Origin of the sequence: Streptomyces sp. NPDC089915, from assembly GCF_040684675.1 — a bacterium.
Classification (GTDB): Bacteria; Actinomycetota; Actinomycetes; order Streptomycetales; family Streptomycetaceae; genus Streptomyces.
Genome location: NZ_JBFBGN010000096.1, coordinates 1 through 19,607 on the forward strand (window position 1 = coordinate 1; position 19,607 = coordinate 19,607).

Here is a 19,607-nt window from a genome sequence, read left to right on the forward strand (position 1 = left end):
GCCCGGCGCAGGGCCTCCGCCTTGGCACCGGGGGCGTCGAGGGGGCCGTCGACCAGCCCGGCGAAGCCGATGGCGATCCGCGCGCCGCCGATCGGTACCAGGCCCACCTCGACGACTGCGCCGGAGTCGAAGCGCGTGGAGGAGCCGGCCGCGACCGCGAGGCGCATGCCGTAGGCGGCGGCGCGGTCGAAGTCGAGGCGCGGGTTGGCCTCGAAGAAGTGGAAGTGCGAGGTGACGCTCACCGGCACGGAGGCGGTGTTGCGCACGGCCAGGGTGAGCGCCGGCTCCGGCTCCTCGACCGGGTCGGCGCCCGGCAGGACGGCGCCGGGCGCCGCGTCGTCGCGGGGCTGCGCCCCGAAGGGGTCGCCGACCGCCGCGAGCCGGGTGCCGTCCTCGAAGACGGCCTCGACCATCACCTCGGTGACGATGTCCACCACGCCCGGCAGCACGTCGTCGGGGCCGAGGACGGAGCGGCCGCGTTCGAGGGCCTCGGCCAGGCGCACCCCGTCGCGGGCGGCCTCGCACACCGTGTCCGCGATCAGCGCGGTGGCCTCGGGGACGTTGAGCCGCAGGCCCCGCGCACGCCGGGTCCGGGCCAGCTCGGCGGCGCCGAACAGCAGGAGCCGGTCGCGTTCGGTAGGTGTCAGCGGCACGGGGACCACCGCCCACGGGAAACGTTCATGATCATTCCTTTGGATTGCGCCGGCCCGGGGATGACTCCGGGCGACGCGAGGAACTGTGACACTGACTGAAAATTCAGTCAAGAGTTACGACAAGGAAAGGCCCCGGCCTACGCAGGACGCACGACGCGCTGACGAGGCGACCGCGTCCGGGCAGGCCGGGGCGGCCCACCGGGGGTGGGAGGGGCGGGGCGGTACGCCTCAGTACCGCTGGAGTCCGGCCAGCTCGGCGTCGATGGCCCCGCGCATCAGCTCGCGCGCGTGGCCGATCCGGATACCGCCGCTGAGCCAGCGCATGCTGAGCCCCTCCAGCAGGGCGGTGAGGCGTTCGGCGGCCGCGGCGAGCGAGGAGGCGGTCGCCATCGGCTGGACCTGCCCCAGCAGCGCGGCGACCTCCTGGACCCAGACCAGGGTGGCCCGGGCGAGGTCCTCGCGCAGCACCTCGTCGAAGACGGCGCTGGCCCGCAGCTCGCCCCAGGCCGAGCTGTTCTCCCGGACCTCCACGGTGTCCTGGAGCTCCAGCAGCAGGGTCTCGTCCAGCTCCTCCCGGGGGGTGAGGGGAGGGGCGTCCGGATCGCGGTCGGTGGTGTAGCGCTCGGCGCGGTCGTTGATGAACTCGAGGGTCTGGCGCAGGACCCCGGTGCGGTCCTTGAAGTGGTAGTAGATCAGGGCGGTCGACACCCCGGCCTCGGCCGCGAGTTCTTCCACGCGCAGCCCGCGGACCCCGCGCCGGGCGATCACCCGGGCGGCCGCTTCGAGGATCTGAGTGCTGCGAGACGCCATGACCCGCACCTTACCGGGGCGTTCGGCCGCGGGCGCACGCGGCCCGTCCCCGGACCGGCGGACCTGCCGGGGCACGCCGGCCATCAGATCACCGGCGGGACGGCCGGGTGCGACTGGGTGGCGCAGTGGATGCCGCCGCCGCCGCTCGCGATGCCGTCGATGGGGATCTGGACCACGTCCCGGGCGGGGTAGGCGGCCTGCAGGATGGCGTAGGCCACGCCGTCCGCGTAGGCGTCGCCGAACCGGGGGGCGACCACCCCGCCGTTCGGGGTGTAGTAGTTGGTGTAGCTCGACAGGAACTCCTCCCCCTTGCCGGTGATCTTCTTGCGGTCCGGGCCGGGCAGCTCGGTGACGGCCAGACGGCGGCCCCGGGCGTCGGTGGCGGCCGCCAGGACCTTCTTGGTCTCCTCGTAGACCGCGACCCACTTGGGGTCCGTGTCGGGTCCGGGCTTGTCGAGGATGACCTTGCCCGGGGCCGTGAAGCGGGCCAGGCAGTCGATGTGGCAGTCGGTGATGTCCGCGCCGGCCAGGCCCGGCGCCCAGATGACCTTCTGGATGCCGAGCGCCGTCTTCAGCTCCTGCTCCACCTGCTCCTGCGTCATGCCCGGGTTGCGGTTGGGGTTGACCAGGGAGCTGACGGTGGCCAGCAGGGTCCCCTCGCCGTCGGTCTCCAGCGAACCGCCCTCGCCGGTGAAGCCCGCCTGGACGCGGCTCACGGCGTACTCGCCGAGGAGGATGCCGGCGGCCGCGGCGTCGTTGGCGTAGGGCTGGGCGTACGAGGTGCCGGTCTTGCCCCAGCCGTTGAAGTTGGTGTCCACGCCGACGACGGCTCCCGGGCCCGCCAGGAAGGTGGGGCCGAAGTCGCGGATCCACAGGTCGTCCACCGGTATCTCGATGACGTCGATGGCGTAGCGGGCGCCGCGGCCGCACTGGTAGCGGGCGTCGGCGGCCTGGCCGGGGCGGGCCAGCACGACGACCGGCTCGAAGCGGGAGATCGCGTACGCGACGCCGGCGATGTCCGCGCGCACGTTCGCCAGCCCGTCGGCGCCCCAGACCCGGGAGAGGGCGGGCCAGGCCATGTACGTGCGGACGTGCGCGTCGGTCTCGGCGGGCATGGTCAGCCCGGCCGGGGCGCCCGCGGCGCGGGCGGGGGCGGAGGGGAGGGCCGAGCCGAGGGCCGCCAGCGGCAGGGCGGCCGCGCCGAGCTGGAGCAGCCGGCGACGGGAGGTGGTGGGCGATTCCATGGGGGGGCTCCCTGAGGGGGAAGGGGCGGGGATTGATCGGCATCCTTGCGTTAACTGAAAATTCAGTCAAGAGAGGGGGAGCAATGTGTTCCGCGCGGTCGGCTCCGGATCAGCCCAGGTGGTACTGGTCCACGACGATCGTGACGGGTCCGGCGGCGGTGGCCTTGCGCAGCCGGACGACGGCCAGCTCGCGCCGGTCGGGGCTGCGGACGCAGAAGGGCCGCTCCCCCGCCAGGGCGCTGAACGGCAGGGAGGTGACGGGCTTGGTCTCGATGCCGTGGAGGCAGGCGGGCACCGTGAGGGCCTTGCCGTCGGACACGAAGGAGTCGGACTCCTCCGAGGGCACGAGGGCCTGGGCGTCCCGCGCGAGGAACCAGGTGGCCGTGTCGGCGGGCACCACCTTCCCGGCCTTCAGGTCGAACTCGTAGCCGGCGTCGGGGGCGGTGAGCTCGACCTGGGTGTACCCGGCCGGATAGGGGGCGGGTGTGGGGGACGGGGAGGGCGGCTCGGCGTCCCCGTCGGCCGGCTCCCGGTCCTCGGCGGAGGCGGCGGCCCCCTCGCCCGGGCCGTCCAGGTAGTACACGGCCCCGCCGCAGAGCAGCAGGGTCACGGCCACCGCCCCGGCCACGGCGGGCAGCCGCCGCCCGCGGCGCGCCGCCCGGCGGCCGGGGGGTGCGGCCGAGCCGGGGTCGGACGCCGGCGCCGGGACGGGGGCGGCGGCCGGCGGCGCGGGGGCGTGCGCGGCGGGCCGGGGGGCGGCGGGGGCGGTGGCCGTGGCCGTGGCCGCCATGGCCGTCGGCGCGTGGGACGCGGGCCCGGGCTCCCCCGGGCCGGGAGCCGGCGCGGGCCCGCCCACCTCCTCCCGGACCGGCCGGGGCAGCCAGCCGTCGGTGAACTCCGGCCGGCCTCCGACGGCGGGGTGCCCGTGCACGTACGCGATCAGCTCGGCGGTGGTCGGACGGTCCTGGGGCTGCTTGGCCAGGCACCACGCCACCAGGTCGCGCAGCTCGGCGGGGACCCGGCTCAGGTCGGGGTGCTCGTGGACCACGCGGTACAGGGCCGTGGACTCGGGGCCGGGGCCGAAGGGCGGCGTGCCGCCCGCCACGTACGCGACGAGCGCGCCCAGGGCGAAGACGTCGGTGGCCGGGGTCACCCGGTGGCCGAGGGCCTGCTCGGGCGCCATGAAGGCGGCGGTGCCGATCCTGAGCCCGGTCCCGGTGAGCGCGGAGGAGTCCGCGGCGTGCGCGATGCCGAAGTCGATCACCCGGGGGCCGTCCCCGGCGATCAGCACGTTCGCGGGCTTGAGGTCCCGGTGGACGACCCCGGCCGCGTGGATGACCTGGAGGGCCTCCGCGATGCCCGCGACCAGCAGCAGCGCCGTCCGCACGGGCAGCGGGCCGTGCCGGCGCACCACCTCGTGCAGGGAGGGGCCGGGCACGTAGGCGGTGGCCAGCCACGGGGTGCGCCCGTCCACCCCGAAGTCGACCACCTGCGCGGTGAACAGGCCGTGGATCCGCCGGGCGCTGGCCACCTCGCGGGCGAACCGCTCGCGGAACTCGGGGTCCTCCGCGAACTCGGCGCGTACGGCCTTCAGCGCGATCGGGCGGCCGCCCGGCGTGTACGCGAGGTAGACCACCCCCATCCCGCCCGCGCCGAGCCGGGCGTGCAGGCGGTAGCCGCCGATCTCGCGGGGGTCGTCGGCGGTGAGTCCCGCGGGAACGGGCTGTACGCCGGGAAGCTGGTCGGGCATGCGGTGCTCTTTCCACGATGCGGCAGGTCAGGTGGCCGGTTTTCATCGTCTCCTTAACTAAAGTTTCAGTCAACGTGTGACAATACGTGCCTCACCCCGCCCGACGGGTTCACCCGGGAAGGACCACACCGTGACGGACCGCAGACGGACCATCCTCGAAGGCGCCGCCCGCGTCATCGCACGCCGGGGCGTCCGCGGACTGCGGGTGACGGAGCTGGCGGCCGAGGCGGGGGTGTCCACCGCCCTGGTCTACTACCACTTCAAGGACCGGCCCGGCATCCTGCGCCAGGCCCTGGCCTTCATCGGGGACCGGGCCGACCGCTACACCGAACCCTCGGACGCCGCCGCCGGACCGCACCCCGCCGACCCCCGCGAGCTGCTGGAACGGACCCTGCTCCTGGAGTTCCAGGACCTGCCCGAGGTCCGCGAGAACAGCACGGCCTGGGGGGAGCTGCGGGCCCACACCGTCTTCGACCCGGAGCTCCGGGAGGAACTCGCGGCGGCCGGCGCCGCCTGGGCGGCCGAGGTCGCCGAACTGATCGCGGCCGTCCGCCCGGGCGCGGCCGCCGCCGAGGTCACGGGCGCGGCGGAGCGGCTGACCGCCCTGCTGGAGGGGCTGAGCGTGCGCTGGCTCAGCGGCCTGCTCCCCCTCGGGCACGCCCGCCACCTGATGCGCGAGGCGGTCCGCGTGGAGGTCGACCGGCTGTCCTGAGCGGCTCCGGGGGTTCCATGGGCCGATCGGGTTCTCGCCATGCGTGGCGGTTTGACTGAATTTTCAGTCAGTGCCACAGTGACGGGACGAGTCCACGATCGGAGTTCCCCCGTGACGAACCCTCCCCCCACCCGCCGGTCCGTCCTCCGCACCCTCGCCGGTTTCGGCGCCCTCGCCCTCGGCGCCGCCGCCTGCGGCCCCGCCGACACCGCCGCCGAGCGCCCCGGCACCCCGGCCGGCACCCCCGAGCAGCCCGGCGCGGGCGGCGCGGCGCGGCGCCGGGGCGCCGAGTGGGAGAGCCACACCCGGACCTTCATGGCCTGGCCGGCCATCGCCGCCGGGGTGTGGGACAAGGACCTGCCCTACGTACGCGAGGACATCGCGCGGATCGCCCGCGCCGTCGGCAAGTACGAGGCCGTGGTGATGATGGCCCGGCCCGACCAGGTGGACGCGGCCCAGCGGGCCTGCGGCAACCAGGTCGAGGTCATCCCGCTGGCCGTCGACGACCTGTGGGCCCGCGACACCGTCCCCGTGTTCGTCGAGGAGGCCGGGAAGGTCGTCGGCGTCGACTTCAACTTCAACGGCTGGGGCAACAAGCAGGAGCACGGCAACGACGCCAAGGTCGGCCGGACCCTGCTGCAGAAGTACGGGATCCCCCGGGTCCAGGCCCCCCTCGTCGCCGAGGGCGGCTCCTTCGAGACCGACGGCGAGGGCACCCTGCTCGTCACCGAGAGCTCGATCGTCAACGACAACCGCAACCGGGGGAAGTCCCGGGACACCATCGAGGCCGAGCTCAAGAAGACCCTCGGGGTGCAGAAGGTGATCTGGCTGGCCGGTGTGCGCGGCCAGGACATCACCGACGCCCATGTGGACAGCCTCGTCCGGTTCACCGCGCCCGGCGTGGTCCTCCTCGACCGGGCCCACCCGAACACGCCGCCGGACTCCTGGTCCCGCTCCGCCGACCAGGCGAAGTCCGTCCTGTCCAAGGCCACGGACGCCCGCGGCCGGCGCTTCCAGATCATCGACCTGCCGCAGCCGGACCTGGACCGGATCACGGGCCGGGGCGACGACTTCGTCTCCACCTACGCCAACTTCTACGTGGCCAACGACGCCGTGTTCATCCCCCGGTTCAACGACCGGCAGGCCGACGACCGCGCCCGCGGCATCCTCCAGGAGCACTTCCCCAAGCGGGAGGTGGTCCAGGTGGAGATCGACACGATCGCCTCCGGTGGCGGCGGCATCCACTGCTCGACGCACGACCAGCCCGGCAAGCCCGCCGCCTGACGGCCGCGGACCGGCAGCCGACCGGTCGCCGGCCGGGCCCGGCGGACGACCCGCGGGCCCGGTCGGCGGACCGCCGTTACGGCGCCATCTCGTACGCCCCCGAGAGGGCCTCGACGCGCTCCCAGACGCGGGCCGCGCGGGCCTCGTCGACGACCGGGCGGCGCACCGCGCCCAGCGCCCACTCCTGCTGCGCCGGCGTCGCGGAGTCCTTGCCGTGCAGTTCGACGGCGTGGCCGGAGAAGTCGCGGACCAGGACGGAGAACAGCTCGTCGAGGACGTCCCGGTCCAGGTCCGTCAGACGGGCCTGCTCCAGGATCAGCTGGCCGTGCACCACCAGGGCGAACAGCTGGCCCACGGAGAGCAGGAGGTCGAGGTCGCGGCTCTGCGCCTCGTCGGGGGCGATGGTGGCGACGAACGCGCAGAGGGCGTCGGCCTGCTCGCGGAAGCGGGCGACGTTCGGCACGTCGGCGTACGCGTCGTAGGCGGGCCGCCAGTCGTGGAAGCGTACGGAGCCCAGACCGCGGGCCGGGCCCTGCCGGAAGAGGAACTCGTCGTCGGCCGCGTCGAGGCGGGTCGGCACGGCCGGGTGGTCCACCGGCTCCAGCAGGTGGTTGCGCATGAACTTGAGGATCAGCGCGAGGTTGACGTGGACGGTGCCCTCCAGCTTGGGCAGGCCCCGGATCTCGACGGCGGCGTTCGCGAAGTAGGTGTCCTTCTCGAACCCCTTGGCCGCGATGACGTCCCACATCAGGTCGATGACCTTCTCGCCCTCGGTGGTCACCTTCATCTTCGTCATCGGGTTGAAGAGGAGGTAGCGGCGGTCCTCGGGACCGGCGGAGCGGAAGTAGTCCACGGCGCGGTCGCTGAACAGCTTCATGCCGACGAGGCGGACGTAGGCGTCGGCCAGCTCCCGGCGCACGTGCGGGAAGGCGGTGACGGGGCGGCCGTAGAGGACGCGGTTGTGCGCATGGGTCACGGCCTCGTACATCGCGTGCTCGCAGATGCCGATGGAGGCGGTGCACAGGTTGAACTTGCCGACGTTGACCGTGTTGAGGGCGGCGTCGAAGGCGGCGCGGCCGGTGTGCAGGACGTCGGCGGCGGCGACCGGGTAGTCCTGGAGCCGGAACTCGCTGACGTACTTGGACGAGTGGACCACGTTCTGTTCGAGGTGGTACGCCGGGTGACGGCTGTCGGCGGCGAAGAAGACATACCCGTCCGGGCCCTCGACGTCGGTGCGGCGGCCGAACACCGAGACGAGGCCGGCCGCGTTGCCGTTGCCGATGTAGTACTTGGAGCCGCTCGCGCGGAAGCCGCCGTCGCCGTCCGGCTCCAGGAGCATGTCGGTGGAGTAGATGTCGGCGCCGTGGGTCCGCTCGGACAGGCCGAAGGCGAACACCTCGCCCTGGGCGAGGAGTTCGGCGGCACGGGCGTGGGCGTCGGTGTTCCCGCTCTGCCAGACCGGGCCGAGGCCGAGGATGGTCACCTGCCAGGCGTACCAGTAGTCGAGGCCGTAGAAGCCGAGGATCTCGTTGAGGGCGGCGATCCGGGCGGTGTCCCAGCGCTGGTCCTCGCGGGCGGCGGCGGAGGCCGGGGTGAGGAAGGTGGAGAACAGGCCTTCCTTGGCGGCGAACGCGAGGAAGTCCGCGAGCCAGGCGCGGGTGCGGTAGTCCTCCAGCAGCCGGCGCTTGCCGCGCTCCTCGAACCAGTCGACGGTGGCGCGCAGCAGGCGCCGGGTCTCGGGGTCGAAGTGCGCGGGGTCGTAGGTGCGCGGGTTGAAGAGGAGGGGGTCGGCCATGAGGGGTCGCCTTCCGGAGGGTGGTGGGTGGGGTGCGGTCAGGCGGACGGTGGTGGCGTCGCGCCGAGGCGGTGCAGGGTGGCGAGGACGTCGTCCAGCCAGGCGACGGTCATCCGCTCATACGCGATGCCGCCGCGCAGCACCACGTGCTGGAGCTCCTGCCCGGCGTCGAGCGGGCCGGGGGCGCCGGGGCCGGTGAAGTCGCGCCGCTCCCCCGCGAGGTAGTGCGCGAGGCGGTCGCTGTGGGCGCGGTGGTGCCGTTCGACCTCGCGGATCAGGGCGGCCGGGTCGTCGAAGGCCGCGCCGCGGATCTTCACGGCGAGTTCGTGGCGCATGCTCTCGGGTTCGATCGGCTCGTGCAGCCAGCGGGCGAGGGCGGCGCGGCCGGGGGCGGCGACGGAGTACTCCTTCTTGTCCGGCCGCCCCTGCTGGGGCACCTCGCGGACGGTGAGCAGGCCGTCGCCCGCCATGCGGGCCAGGACCCGGTAGATCTGCTGGTGCGTGGCGGTCCAGAAGTAGCCGATGGACCGGTCGAACCGCCGGGCCAGTTCGTAGCCGGAGCCCGGCATCTCCAGGAGGGAGACGAGGATCGCGTGGTCGAGCGCCATGCCCCGATCTTTCTATGCAACGAGTTGCATAGACAAGGGGCGCCGCCCGGGTGAGACACGGCTCACCCGGCGGTGCGGGGCCCGCCGCAAACCCGATTGCCGCCCCGGGGACGGGTGGATAGCGTCCGGATCATGACCCCGGACCTGCGCACCGAGCGCCTCCTGCTGAGCCCGTACGTCCCCGAGGACGAGGAGGCGTTCACCGCCCTGTTCCAGGACCCGGGCGTGTCCCGGTGGATGGGGGACGGGCCCGTCTCCGAGGCGGAGGACCGGGCCCTGTTCGGCCGGATCTTCTCCAAGGTCTACGCCGGGGACCTGTTCGACGTCTGGGCCGTGCGCAGGGACGGGGTGCTGGTGGGGCACGCCGAGATCAAGCGGACCGACGAGGTCGCGGGGCACGAGATCATCTACGCGCTGGCCCCCTCGGCCTGGGGTGCGGGCCTGGGCACCGAACTGGCCCGCGCCCTCACCGCGTACGGCTTCGAGACCCTCGGGCTGGACGAGGTGCACGCCACCGTGGCGGCCGAGAACGCCGCCTCGCTGGCGCTGCTGGAGCGGATCGGCTTCGCGCACGTGCGGGACGTCGCGGAGGACGACGGCAGCACGACCCGGGTGCTGACCCGGCACCGGACCGCCCCGGTCGCCCTTTAGGCCGTTTCGTTCGGATCCGGCCGGGCATGCCGCCGGTGGCCGGATCCCATCCGTCCGCCGGGACCCGTCCCGGTGCTGCGGCGACGGCGGTTCGGGGCGGCGGGTACGGTTCCGGCATGGACGTTTCAGCAATCAGTTCGAACGACGACGCCCCGGACCGGGCGGGGGCGGTCAAGGAGACCGCCCGCCGGCAGCTGGTGGAACTGGGGGCCGCGGGACTGTCCCTGGAGGGCGTGGCCCGCGCGGCCGGGCTCGGCCTCTCCGACGTCGAGGCCGTCTTCCCGCGCCGCGACGACCTGCTGACCGCGCTGGTCATCGACGCCTACGACGCCTCGGGCGCCGCGATGGAGCGGGCCGACACGGCCGGGGCTCCGGCGGGGGCGCGGCTGCTCGCCGTCACCCGCGCGCTGCGGCGCTGGTCCTTCGCCAACCCCGGCGAGTTCACCCTGATCTACGGTTCGCCGGTGCCCGGCTACCACGCCCCCGAGGACACCGTCCCGGCCGCCGCGCGGACCCCCGCCGTGCTCGCCGGGATCATCCGGGCGGCGCTGGAGGCCGGCGAACTGACCCCGCCCCGGCGCGCGGTGCCGGGTCCCCCGCTGCTGCTCCCGGCGGCCGTGGAGGCCTTCGGCGGCGTGCCCGAGGCTCCGTTCTCGGACATCATCGAGCGCGGCATCGTGCTGTGGAGCAACCTCATCGGGCTCCTGGTGTTCCAGGTCTTCAGCCGCACCCACGACAGCGTCAAGGACGAGGCCGCCTACTTCGACTACGCGATCGCCGTGGCGGCCGAGAGCATCGGGCTCGAGGTCCCCCCGGGCGAACCCACCGACTGACCCCCACTGCCGCCCCCGCGGCACCCTGCAGGAAACCGAGCCTTGAACACCATCAGAACCCTCTGCTTCGTCATCGCGGCGCTCTCCTCGTACGCCGCGCTCATCTACCGGCTGTGCCAGGTGCGGCGCAGCCGGCACGACAGCGCCTACTGGACACTGATCAGCACTCTGGTGCTCCAGTGCCTCACCTTCACCTTCGGCGCCATCGCCATGGGAGGTCCGGGCCTCCTGGGCGTCGGCAACCTCGCCATCCTGCTCATGCACCTGTCGGCGGTGGCCTACTGCGTCGCCGCGGAGATCATCCTGCTGCGGTGGGCGGCCCCCGAGGAGGAGGCCCGGCGCAGGACGCGGTGGTGGGTGATCACCGGGAGCGCGCTGAACGTGGCCCTGGTGGCGCTCTTCCTGCTCGCCGACGGGACCTCCCGGCCGTCCTCGGACTTCGACACGGGCAGCGGGCAGCCGCTGGTCCTCGTCTACCTGCTGGCCTTCATGGCCTCCCAGGCGCTGCCGTGCGTGACCATCTTCCGCCAGTGCGGTGAGTACGCGCGGATGACGGACAACGAGTCGCTGCGCCAGGCGCTGCGGGTGCTGCGGGTGGCCGCCGTGGTGCTGTTCCTGTACTGCACGTGCCGGACCGTCAACATCCTGACGGCCGCCGCCGGGTTCGACATCGGCGTCTGGAAGCTGGCCTCGAACCTCTTCAGCGCGGCGGGCATCGTCATCCTGTCGCTCGGCCTGACCAACTCCTCCTGGGGTCCGGCGGCTTCCCGGCTGCTGGCGTGGGGCCGGAGCTACCGCTCGTACCGGGCGCTTTACCCGCTCTGGCGGGACCTGTACGAGTCCTCCCCGGACATCGCCCTGGAGCCGCCGGGCGCCTCGGTCTCGGACCTCGACTACCGGCTGCACCGCCGGGTCGTCGAGATACGCGACGGCTGGCGGGACCTGCGGCCGTTCATCGACCGTACGACCGTGGGCGGTGCGCAGGGTTCGGACGGCGCCTCGGGCAGGGAGCAGAGCGAGGAGTCGCGGCAGGCCTTCACGGAGGCGGCGCGGATCAAGCGGGCGCTGCTGGCCAAGCAGGCCGGGACGATGCCGCACGACAACAAGGACGCGGGCGACTTCGACGACCGCGACACGGACAACTTCACGGCCGAGGTCGCCTGGCTCACCAAAGTGGCGGCCGCCTACAGTAAACTCGGCACCGCGAGTTGAAAGCTCCCGCCCGGTTCGTATCCCCCGTCGAACCGGGCGGGCCTCCCCCGTTCCCCCCGTGTGTTACGTCGGGCCGGACGGGTGGCTCCCGCCCGGACTGGCCCGGCCCATCCCCCGAGGGCCGGGCCAGTCCGATTTTCACTACCTGCCTCCCCGTCGAACATCCCCCGTGACGAGTTAGCTGGCAGCTATCGGCGAGACCCAACGTTGGCGGAGTCCAGGCCAATTGTCAACTGACCGCTATTCTGTGAAACTGGCGTATAGCCAAGGGCTATACCGAGGAGGTGACGGGAGGAAGTTTCACCATGAGCGAGAACGACGACCGGCCCCTGCTCGCCAGGCGCCTTGACGACCTGTTCAAGACGGTCCGCCCCAAGGGCAAGCACTGGACCAACGCCGAGGTGGCGGAGGAACTGAAGCGGATCAACCCCGAGCTCAAGGCCGGGGGCGTGTACCTCTCGCAACTGCGGACGGGCAAGCGCTCCAACCCGTCACCCGACCTCCTCGCGGCCCTGGCCAAGTTCTTCGGCGTCTCGGTCGCCTACTTCTTCGACGACAAGGTCGCCGAGTCCGTGCTCAGCCAGGTCGCCGCCATCGAGGCGCTGCGGCAGTCCGGCGTCCGGGCCGTGGCGATGCGCGCGGCCGGGATGAAGAAGGAGAACCTCGCGGCCATCACGGCCATCATGGACCAGTACCGGCAGATGCAGGGCCTCCCGCCGGTCAACGACGCCGACTCCCCCGCCGCCGACAAACCCGGCCCCTCCGAGCCCGTATGAAGGGCTCCTGGAAGGAGCGGGCCGCCGACCACGAGCGCCGCAGCCGGCTCAAGAAGCTCCGCAAGGCCGGCACCCGGCGGCTCGCCGAACTCGGCCTCCCCGAGGTGTCCGACGTCGCCGAACTCTGCCGCCACCTCGGCGAGGCGCGCGAGCGGCCGATCCTCCTGGTCCCGATGCAGATGCCCGCGTCGCACCCCTGCGGCATGTGGGTGGCCGCCCGCGACGAGGACCTGATCTTCTACGACGCCAACACCACCAGCGCGCATCAGGAGCACATCATCTTGCACGAGCTGGGCCACATCATCTGCTGCCATCGCGGGGCCGGCGGACTGGACGAGGCGGCCGCCCGCCTCCTCTTCCCCGACCTCGACCCCGACCTCGTGCGCGACATGCTCCTGCGCGCGACCTACGACGACGTCCAGGAGCAGGAGGCCGAGATCATCGCCTATCTGCTCGCCCAGCGGATGGAGGGCGCGGAGCAGCCGCATCCGGCGCACCCCGAGGACGGGGCGGGCGAGGACGCGGACCCGGGCAGGAGCGCCATGCTCAGCCGGATCGAACGCACCCTGTTCTGACGTGGAACCCTCACGCCGTGGCCGCGATCGCCACCTCCTCGGCCAGCACGGACACGGCCCGGCGCAGGTCCTCCTCGCGGTGCTCCGCGGTGACGAAGAACCGCAGCCGCGACAGCCCCTCCTCCACGGCGGGGTGGAAGATCGGGTCGGCGATCACGCCCCGGGCGTAGAGCCGGTCGGCGACGCGCAGGGTGCGGGCCGAGTCCCCGAGGATGCACGGCACGATGGGCGTGTGGGCGCTGGAGCCGGTCGCCAGACCGGCGGAGGCGGCCAGGTCCAGGAAGAGCGCGGAGTTGCGCCGCAGCGCGTCCACCCGCCGGGGCTCCGCCTCGATCAGCTCGGCGGCGGCCAGCGCGGCCGCCGCGTTGGGCGGGGTCAGGCCGACGCTGTAGACGAAGCCGGGCAGGGTGTGGCGCAGCCAGCGCACCATGCGGGCCGAGCCGCCGAGGTAGCCGCCGCAGCTGGCGAAGGCCTTGGAGAGGGTGCCCATCCACAGGTCCACGTCGGAGCGGTCGACGCCGAAGAACTCGCCGACGCCCCGGCCCCGTTCGCCGACGGTGCCGATGCTGTGCGCCTCGTCCACCATCAGCAGGGCGCCATAACGTTTCTTCAGTTCGATGACGGCGGGCAGGTCCACGAGGTCGCCGTCCATGCTGTAGGCGCCCTCGACGGCGATGAGCACCCGGCGGAACCGCGGCCGGTTGAGCCGCAGCAGGTGCTCCAGCCGCTCCGTGTCGTTGTGCGCGAAGGGGCGCCGCGCCGCACCGGACAGGGCGCAGCCCTGGAGGATGCTGTCGTGGGCGAGCGCGTCGTGCAGGACGAGGTCCTCCGGGCCCACGAGGTGGCCGATCGCGGTGACGTTGGTGGCGTGGCCGCTCACCAGGGTCAGGCAGTCGCCGACGCCGAGGAACTCGGTGAGGGCGCGTTCCAGGCGGACGGTGAGTTCGCGTTCGCCGGACAGGACCCGGCTCGCGGAGACCGAGGTCCCGTACCGCTCCACCGCCCGGTGCACGGCCTCGTTGACGGCGGGGTGCCCGGAGAGGCCGAGGTAGTTGTAGCTGCCGAAGGAGAGGTAGGGGCGGCCGCCGATCACCGTGGTGTCGCGGATCGTGCCCTCGTGGACCCGGAAGTAGGGGTAGCCGGCCCCGGTGCCGGCGATGGACCCCAGGAGCTGTTCGAACTTGCCCACCTCGGGGAAGTCGTCGACCCGCGCCGTCTCGGCGCCCCAGTCCGGGACGGCCTCGGGGGGCGCGGCGGCCGGGGGCGCGGCCGGGCCGGGGGGTCGGGGGTCTTCGCGGTGGCCGGGGGCGACGAGGGCGATCAGGCGGCCGACGGTGAGGTCCGGGGCGAACATCTCCTCGGTCCGGAATCCCGGCACCCGGTTCGCGATACGGGTGTCCAGCTCGTGCAGCATCAGCGAGTCGAAGCCGAGGTCGGCGACCAGCGTCTGGTCCTCGTGCAGGTCGGACACCGGGTAGACGCCGGTCCGCGACACCTCTTCGAGGACGAGGGCCGCGGCGCCCGCCCCCTCGGAGCGCGCCCCCCGCGGCCCGTTCCCGGCCGGGTCGGGCAGGGGCGGGAGCACCGGCTCCGGGTCGGCCGTGTCGCGGGCCTCCTCGTCCACGATCCAGTGGCGGCGCGGGGCGAGCGGGCTCGGCGGCAGGGTGCACGGGGGTACGCGCTCCCCCGCCGCCGCGACCTCCCCGGCGGGCGGGTCCACGGCGAGGCCCGCCTCCACGGCCTCGGCCGCCCCGGTCAGCCGGGCGACCGCGTCGGCGGTGTCGCGGGCCCGCACGGTGAGGCCCTGTGCGAGGGGGGTCCGGCGGGCCAGGGTGTCGGCCACGGCGGCCAGCGGGGGCCGGTCCTCGGCGACGGTACGGGCCAGCTCCCGGGCGTACCGGGCCAGCCCGGCCCGGTCGCGGGCGCTGACGGACAGGACGTGGTGCCCCCCGGGCGGCCCGGCCCGCTCCGGGCGGGCCGGCGGCGCGGCGGCCTCCTCGACGACGAGGTGCACGCCGGTGCCGCCGAAGCCGAACGCGCTGACGCCGGCCCGGCGCGGCCGGCCGTCGCCCGGCCAGGGGACGGGCGAGGTCGGGACCATCAGCCGGGCGTCCTCCAGCACGGCCCGCTCGGCGAGCCCGAACTCCGGCTGCGGGGGGATCACCCCGCGCTGCACGGCCAGGACCGACTTGATGAGCCCGGCCAGCCCGGCCGAGTTGAGGGAGTGCCCGACCACCGCCTTGACCGCGCCCAGGTGGGCGGGGGCGGCGTCCGGCCCGCGCAGCTCGCGCAGGACGGCGAGTTCGACGGGGTCGCCGACCGTGGTGCCGGTGCCGTGCGCCTCCAGGTAGCCGACCTCGCCGGGGGCCAGCCCGGCGTCCCGGTAGGCGCGGCGCAGGGCGCGCAGCTGCCCGGCCGCCTGGGGGTGCATACCGCCCTGGACGGTCCCGTCGTTGGCGGTGCCCACGCCGCGGATCACCGCGTACACCCGGTCCCCGGCGGCGCGCGCGTCGGACAGGGGCCGCAGCACCAGCACCCCGGCGCCCTCCCCGAGGACGAAGCCGTCGGCGTCCGCGCCGAACGGCAGGCAGCGGCCGCTGCGCGAGATGGCGCCGATCCGGCAGAGCCCCACGAGCAGGTCGGGGGTGATCACCAGCTGGGCGCCGCCCGCGAGGGCGATGCGGGTGCGGCCGGAGCGCAGCGCGTGGACGGCGTTGGCCACGGCCAGCAGGCCGCCGGAGCAGGCGGAGTCCAGGGCGTAGCTCTCGCCGTGCAGGTCGAAGACCGAACTGATCGTGTTCGGGCCCATGTTGAGCAGGATCCCGGCCACGGAGGTGCCCTGCATCCCGTCGACGGCGCGGACCGTCTCCCGCCAGCCGGGGTCGACCGGACGTGCCCCGAACTCCCCGCCGGCCAGCTGCCGCATCCTGATCCGGAGGGTGGTCAGGCCCCGGTAGCCGCTGTCGGTGAGGGCCGTGATGACCGAGGTCTCCTCGCGGTCGAAGCCGTCGGCCTCCCATCCGGCGTCCTGGACCGCCTCGCGGGCGAGGTCGATCAGCAGCCGGTGCTGGGGGTCCATCGCCTTGGCCCGCCTGGGCGGGATGCCGTAGTGGGCGGCGTCGAAGCGGTCCACGTCGGGCAGCAGCGCCATGGTGTCGGTGTAGGCGGCCGAGGTGTCGCGGAAGTCGTCGCTGAGGAAGGCGTCGGCGCGCCAGCGGCTGTCGGGGACGCGGGCGAACTGGGCGGTCGGGTCGGTCAGGAGCCGCCAGTACTCGTTCAGGTTCCGGGCGCCCGGGAACCGGCAGGCCATCCCGACGACGGCTATGTCGTCCCGGTCCCGGTTCGGTTCCCGCCCCGCTCCGTTGGGGTCCACTGTGGAATCCATCCTTCTCACCGGCACCGTCAGCCGGTGGTGGCCAGGCGTTCGCGCCACCAGTCCACCGTCGCCTTGACCTGCTGGTCCAGGGGGGTGGCCCGGGTCGCGAAAGCGGTCTCGTAGGCGGTGGAGTCGACCGTGAACGGGCGGTCGAACTGGTAGCGGATCTCCTTGAGCTCACGCAGCAGCGGGTTGAACAGCCCGCCCAGGGCCAGGGCCAGGGGCGGGACGCCGCGGACGGCGACCGGGCCGGTGCCGGCCTGGGCGGCGAGCCGTCCGACCATCTCCCGTACGGACAGAGCGGGTTCGGTGGGGACGTGCCAGGCCCGGCCCCAGGCCCGCTCGTCGCCGGCGACCTCGGTGAGGGCCCGGGCCACGTCGGGCAGGTACGTCCAGCTGTGCGGGGCGTCCGGGTCGCCGAGGGTGGAGACCGGCCTGCCGCGCAGCAGCGGCGGCAGGACCCGCGCCGCCAGGTGCCCGCCGTCGGTGACGCCGGGCCCGAAGAAGTCGGAGGCGCGCACTTCGACGGCTCTGATCCGGCCCTGGGCGTGCAGGTCGCGCACCTGCTCCCAGACGGCGGCGCGCACCCGTCCCTTGGTGCCGGTCGCCGCGAGGGGCAGGTCCTCGGTCAGCGGTCCGTCCACGGGCCCGTACCCGTAGAGGTTGCCGAGCATGACCAGCACCGCCCCGGTCGCCTCGGCCGCCGTGCAGAGCGAGGAGGCCAGCGCCGGCCACTCCCCCGCCCAGCGGTGGTAGGGCGGTGCGGCGCAGCCGTGGATCGCGACCGCGCCCCGTACCGCCCCGGTGAGCCGCCCGGCGTCCCTGGCGTCCAGCGCGATGTGCTCGATCCCGGGCTCGGGGCCGCGGCCCGAGGTGGTGACGACCTTCACCTCGTGGCCCTGCTCGACGAGCAGCCGTGCGGTGGCGGCACCGGCGGGTCCGAAACCTATGACGACATGAGTGTTCACGTACGCACACTAGCGCGGGCCCCCGGGCGCCCGGCGGTGGCGCCCCCCGGGCCCACGGCCGAAACCCCCACCCCTACCGGAAGCGCCCTCCTCGGTCATTCCGCAATGTTCCGGATCCCCCGGTCACGCGCCCGTTGCTAGCTTCCCGATCGCCCGTCCGCACGGTTCGCCGGACCCGCGCGTCCCGCCGGCTCCGCACCCTTCCGATCAGGAGGCCCCGTTGACCGCGCACCGTCCCGTCCGCAGGAGCGGCGTGATTGGCCGGAACCCTGCGTCCGGCGTGCTCCGGCGGGCGCTGCCCGTCCTGTTCTCGGCGGCCGTCGCGCTGCTGCCCGGTACGGCGGCGGCGTCCCCGTCCGGGGCGGCCGGCTTCGCCGCCGCGTGCCCCACGACGGGGTTCATCTCCCAGGGGTACAGCCCGGCGCACAACGGCATCGACATCGCGAACGACTACGGCACCCCGATCTTCGCCGTGGGCGACGGCCGGGTGACCATCTCGGGGTACGACCCCGGCGGCTACGGGCAGTGGATCCGTGTCCTGCACCCGGACGGCACGATCACCGAGTACGGGCACATGTACCAGCGGGACGTGGCCGTCGGCGACCACGTGGTGGCCGGGCAGCGGATCGCCCTGATGGGCAGCGAGGGCAACTCCGAGGGCCCGCACCTGCACCTGCGGGTGTGGGCGGACCCCGATGCGAGCGTGCGCACGGACCCGGTCCCCTACCTCGCGGAGCGCGGGGTCGGCATGCCGTGCACGCCCGGCACGGGTCCGCGCCCCCGGCCGCTGGTGTATCCGGCGGAGTCGGGTCGGGTGGTCTCCGCCAGGTCGGCGGACGGGCGCCTGGAGGTGTTCGCGGCCGGGGCCGACGGCGTCCACCACGCCTGGCAGACCGCCGTCAACGGCGCCTGGTCCAACTGGGAACCCCTGGCCGGCCCCGGCGGAGCCGAACTCGCCATCGGCCCCAACGCCGACGGACGCCTCGAACTGTTCGCCATCAACGGGAACACCTTCCAGCACCGCTACCAGCTCCAGCCCTCCGGCGGCTGGTCCGGCTGGGAGACCTTCGGCGGAGGCGGACACGACATCGCCGCCGGAACCAACGCCGACGGACGCCTGGAGGTCTTCGCCTCCGGACCCGTCGGCGTCTTCCACCGCTACCAGACCGCCCCCAACGCCGGCTGGGCCGACTGGGAACCCGCGGGCGGCGGACCCGCCGACAGCCGCATCGAAATCGAGAAAGCACCCGACGGACGCCTTGAGGTCTTCGCCCTCAACGGCAACACCTTCCAGCACCAGTACCAGACCGCCGTCAACGGCACCTGGTCCACCTGGGAAACCTTCGGCGGAGGCGGACACGACCTCACCGTCGACCACAACCAGGACGGACGCCTCGAAGTCCTCGCCTCCGGACCCGTCGGCGTCTTCCACAAATACCAGACGAGCCCGACGGCCTGGTCCGACTGGGAGCCCACGGGCGGGCCCGCCGACTCCCAGCTCACCAGCCACCGCACCGCCGACGGCCGGGTCGAGGTGTTCGCCATCAACGGCACCACCGCCCAGCACACCTGGCAGACGGGCGTCAACGCCGCCTACGGCCCGTGGGACACCTTCGGCGGCGGCGGGACCGAGGTCATCGCCACCTCCAACCAGGACGGCCGCATCGAGGTCTTCGGCACCAGTGGAGCGGGCGTCCACCACAAGTGGCAGACCGGGTTCTCGACCTGGTCCGACTGGACCTGGCTGAACGGTACTTCCGGCCCCGCCGTCAACTGAGGAGACCGCACGTGACCACCGTTCGACGCGCTCGCAGAGCGCCGCACCGCGCCCTCCTGTCCGCGTTCGCCTCGCTGCTCCTCACCGCCGGGGTGATCTCCGCCGCCGCTCCCGCCCAGGCCGCGTCGAGCGATCTGTGCGCCCAGGTCGGCTACAACGCGGGCTTCCGCGGCGACGGGCTGGTGACCGCCATCGCGGTCGCCCTGGCGGAGTCCAGCTGCAACCCGGGCGCCTCCAACACCACCGGCAACACCCCCAACACCTCGACCGACCGGGGCCTGTGGCAGATCAACGACCACTGGCACAACGAGGTCTCCGACGCCTGCGCCTACGACGCCCAGTGCAACGCCAACGAGGCGTTCCGCATCTCCGGGCACGGCACCGACTGGCGGCAGTGGTCGACCTACAGCGTGGGCGCGCACCTGCGGCACATGGACGAGGCGCGGGCCGCCGTGGACCGTCTGGGCCACCACGAACCGGGTCCGGGTCCGCTGGTGTATCCGGCGGAGTCGGGTCGGGTGGTCTCCGCCAGGTCGGCGGACGGGCGCCTGGAGGTGTTCGCGGCCGGGGCCGACGGCGTCCA

Annotated in this window: 16 protein-coding genes and 1 pseudogene; 9 read left to right on the forward strand and 8 right to left on the reverse strand. The window is 73.7% G+C overall.

Translation table 11 applies throughout. From position 1 onward, the window contains the following. From ureA to AB0O29_RS24795, 4 genes are all read right to left on the reverse strand, one after another. Positions 1-653: urease subunit gamma (gene ureA / locus AB0O29_RS24780; protein ID WP_365154939.1), on the reverse strand; the 653-nt coding region annotated here is incomplete at its 3' end. A 228-nt stretch (positions 654-881) separates the two neighbouring features. Further along, positions 882-1,463 carry a helix-turn-helix domain-containing protein gene (locus AB0O29_RS24785; RefSeq protein WP_365154942.1) on the reverse strand — a complete coding sequence of 194 codons (582 nt, stop codon included), beginning with the start codon at positions 1,461-1,463 and terminating at the stop codon, positions 882-884. An 83-nt stretch (positions 1,464-1,546) separates the two neighbouring features. After that, the gene (locus AB0O29_RS24790) at positions 1,547-2,707 is read right to left on the reverse strand and encodes an agmatine deiminase family protein (RefSeq protein WP_365154945.1); all 1,161 of its coding nucleotides are present in this window, start codon (positions 2,705-2,707) and stop codon (positions 1,547-1,549) included. A gap of 109 nt (positions 2,708-2,816) precedes the next feature. Continuing rightward, positions 2,817-4,457, reverse strand: coding sequence for a serine/threonine-protein kinase (locus tag AB0O29_RS24795; protein WP_365154947.1), 1,641 nt, complete (start codon positions 4,455-4,457; stop codon positions 2,817-2,819). Positions 4,458-4,587: 130 nt separating this feature from the next. Here AB0O29_RS24795 and AB0O29_RS24800 point away from each other — a divergent pair, with 130 nt between their 5' ends. Both AB0O29_RS24800 and AB0O29_RS24805 read left to right on the forward strand, forming a co-directional pair. Continuing rightward, positions 4,588-5,169: a helix-turn-helix domain-containing protein gene (locus tag AB0O29_RS24800; RefSeq protein ID WP_365154949.1), complete on the forward strand. Its 582-nt coding sequence runs from the start codon at positions 4,588-4,590 to the stop codon at positions 5,167-5,169. A 111-nt stretch (positions 5,170-5,280) separates the two neighbouring features. Further along, a complete protein-coding gene (locus tag AB0O29_RS24805) occupies positions 5,281-6,453 on the forward strand; it encodes an agmatine deiminase family protein (protein ID WP_365154952.1) in 1,173 nt (390 codons plus the stop codon). Positions 6,454-6,529: 76 nt separating this feature from the next. On the opposite strand, the gene AB0O29_RS24810 is transcribed toward AB0O29_RS24805, so the two are convergent. Continuing rightward, positions 6,530-8,248, reverse strand: a complete 1,719-nt coding sequence (locus AB0O29_RS24810) for an acyl-CoA dehydrogenase family protein (RefSeq protein WP_365154955.1) — start codon at positions 8,246-8,248, stop codon at positions 6,530-6,532. A gap of 38 nt (positions 8,249-8,286) precedes the next feature. Then, entirely contained in the window at positions 8,287-8,856 is a 570-nt protein-coding gene (locus AB0O29_RS24815) for a PadR family transcriptional regulator (RefSeq protein WP_344150254.1), read from the reverse strand. Positions 8,857-8,988: 132 nt separating this feature from the next. On the opposite strand from AB0O29_RS24815, the gene AB0O29_RS24820 reads away from it, so the two are divergent. From AB0O29_RS24820 to AB0O29_RS24840, 5 genes are all read left to right on the forward strand, one after another. Further along, on the forward strand, positions 8,989-9,507 hold the full coding sequence (locus tag AB0O29_RS24820; protein ID WP_365154958.1) for a GNAT family N-acetyltransferase: 519 nt from the start codon (positions 8,989-8,991) through the stop codon (positions 9,505-9,507). A 116-nt stretch (positions 9,508-9,623) separates the two neighbouring features. Beyond that, positions 9,624-10,340, forward strand: coding sequence for a TetR-like C-terminal domain-containing protein (locus AB0O29_RS24825; protein ID WP_365154961.1), 717 nt, complete (start codon positions 9,624-9,626; stop codon positions 10,338-10,340). 42 nt (positions 10,341-10,382) lie between these two features. Then, on the forward strand, positions 10,383-11,552 hold the full coding sequence (locus AB0O29_RS24830; protein WP_365154964.1) for an MAB_1171c family putative transporter: 1,170 nt from the start codon (positions 10,383-10,385) through the stop codon (positions 11,550-11,552). 305 nt (positions 11,553-11,857) lie between these two features. After that, positions 11,858-12,328 carry a helix-turn-helix transcriptional regulator gene (locus tag AB0O29_RS24835; protein ID WP_365154967.1) on the forward strand — a complete coding sequence of 157 codons (471 nt, stop codon included), beginning with the start codon at positions 11,858-11,860 and terminating at the stop codon, positions 12,326-12,328. Continuing rightward, positions 12,325-12,903, forward strand: a complete 579-nt coding sequence (locus AB0O29_RS24840) for a toxin (protein WP_365154969.1) — start codon at positions 12,325-12,327, stop codon at positions 12,901-12,903. The genes AB0O29_RS24835 and AB0O29_RS24840 overlap by 4 nt, the downstream gene beginning before the upstream one ends. A 10-nt stretch (positions 12,904-12,913) precedes the next feature. On the opposite strand, the gene AB0O29_RS24845 is transcribed toward AB0O29_RS24840, so the two are convergent. Together AB0O29_RS24845 and AB0O29_RS24850 are read right to left on the reverse strand one after the other, a co-directional pair. Then, complete coding sequence (locus AB0O29_RS24845) at positions 12,914-16,288, reverse strand: aminotransferase class I/II-fold pyridoxal phosphate-dependent enzyme (RefSeq protein WP_365154972.1); 3,375 nt, start codon at positions 16,286-16,288, stop codon at positions 12,914-12,916. 17 nt (positions 16,289-16,305) lie between these two features. Next, positions 16,306-17,247, reverse strand: a complete 942-nt coding sequence (locus AB0O29_RS24850; RefSeq protein ID WP_365154975.1) for an NAD-dependent epimerase/dehydratase family protein — start codon at positions 17,245-17,247, stop codon at positions 16,306-16,308. Between the two features lie 253 nt (positions 17,248-17,500). Between AB0O29_RS24850 and AB0O29_RS24855 the strand changes: the two genes are divergently transcribed. After that, positions 17,501-19,024 (forward strand): peptidoglycan DD-metalloendopeptidase family protein, encoded by a 1,524-nt coding sequence (locus AB0O29_RS24855; protein ID WP_365154978.1) that lies wholly within the window; start codon positions 17,501-17,503, stop codon positions 19,022-19,024. Between the two features lie 11 nt (positions 19,025-19,035). Then, positions 19,036-19,607 (forward strand): annotated as a pseudogene (locus AB0O29_RS24860) (hypothetical protein); the annotation flags it as partial.

Coding starts and splice junctions, on each gene's coding strand:
- AB0O29_RS24795 (WP_365154947.1), bottom strand. CDS start 4,457: ATGCCCGACCAGCTTCCCGGCGTACAGCCCGTTCCCGCGGGACTCACC.
- AB0O29_RS24845 (WP_365154972.1), bottom strand. CDS start 16,288: ATGGATTCCACAGTGGACCCCAACGGAGCGGGGCGGGAACCGAACCGG.
- AB0O29_RS24785 (WP_365154942.1), bottom strand. CDS start 1,463: ATGGCGTCTCGCAGCACTCAGATCCTCGAAGCGGCCGCCCGGGTGATC.
- AB0O29_RS24840 (WP_365154969.1), top strand. CDS start 12,325: ATGAAGGGCTCCTGGAAGGAGCGGGCCGCCGACCACGAGCGCCGCAGC.
- AB0O29_RS24825 (WP_365154961.1), top strand. CDS start 9,624: ATGGACGTTTCAGCAATCAGTTCGAACGACGACGCCCCGGACCGGGCG.
- AB0O29_RS24820 (WP_365154958.1), top strand. CDS start 8,989: ATGACCCCGGACCTGCGCACCGAGCGCCTCCTGCTGAGCCCGTACGTC.
- AB0O29_RS24810 (WP_365154955.1), bottom strand. CDS start 8,248: ATGGCCGACCCCCTCCTCTTCAACCCGCGCACCTACGACCCCGCGCAC.
- AB0O29_RS24790 (WP_365154945.1), bottom strand. CDS start 2,707: ATGGAATCGCCCACCACCTCCCGTCGCCGGCTGCTCCAGCTCGGCGCG.
- AB0O29_RS24835 (WP_365154967.1), top strand. CDS start 11,858: ATGAGCGAGAACGACGACCGGCCCCTGCTCGCCAGGCGCCTTGACGAC.
- AB0O29_RS24815 (WP_344150254.1), bottom strand. CDS start 8,856: ATGGCGCTCGACCACGCGATCCTCGTCTCCCTCCTGGAGATGCCGGGC.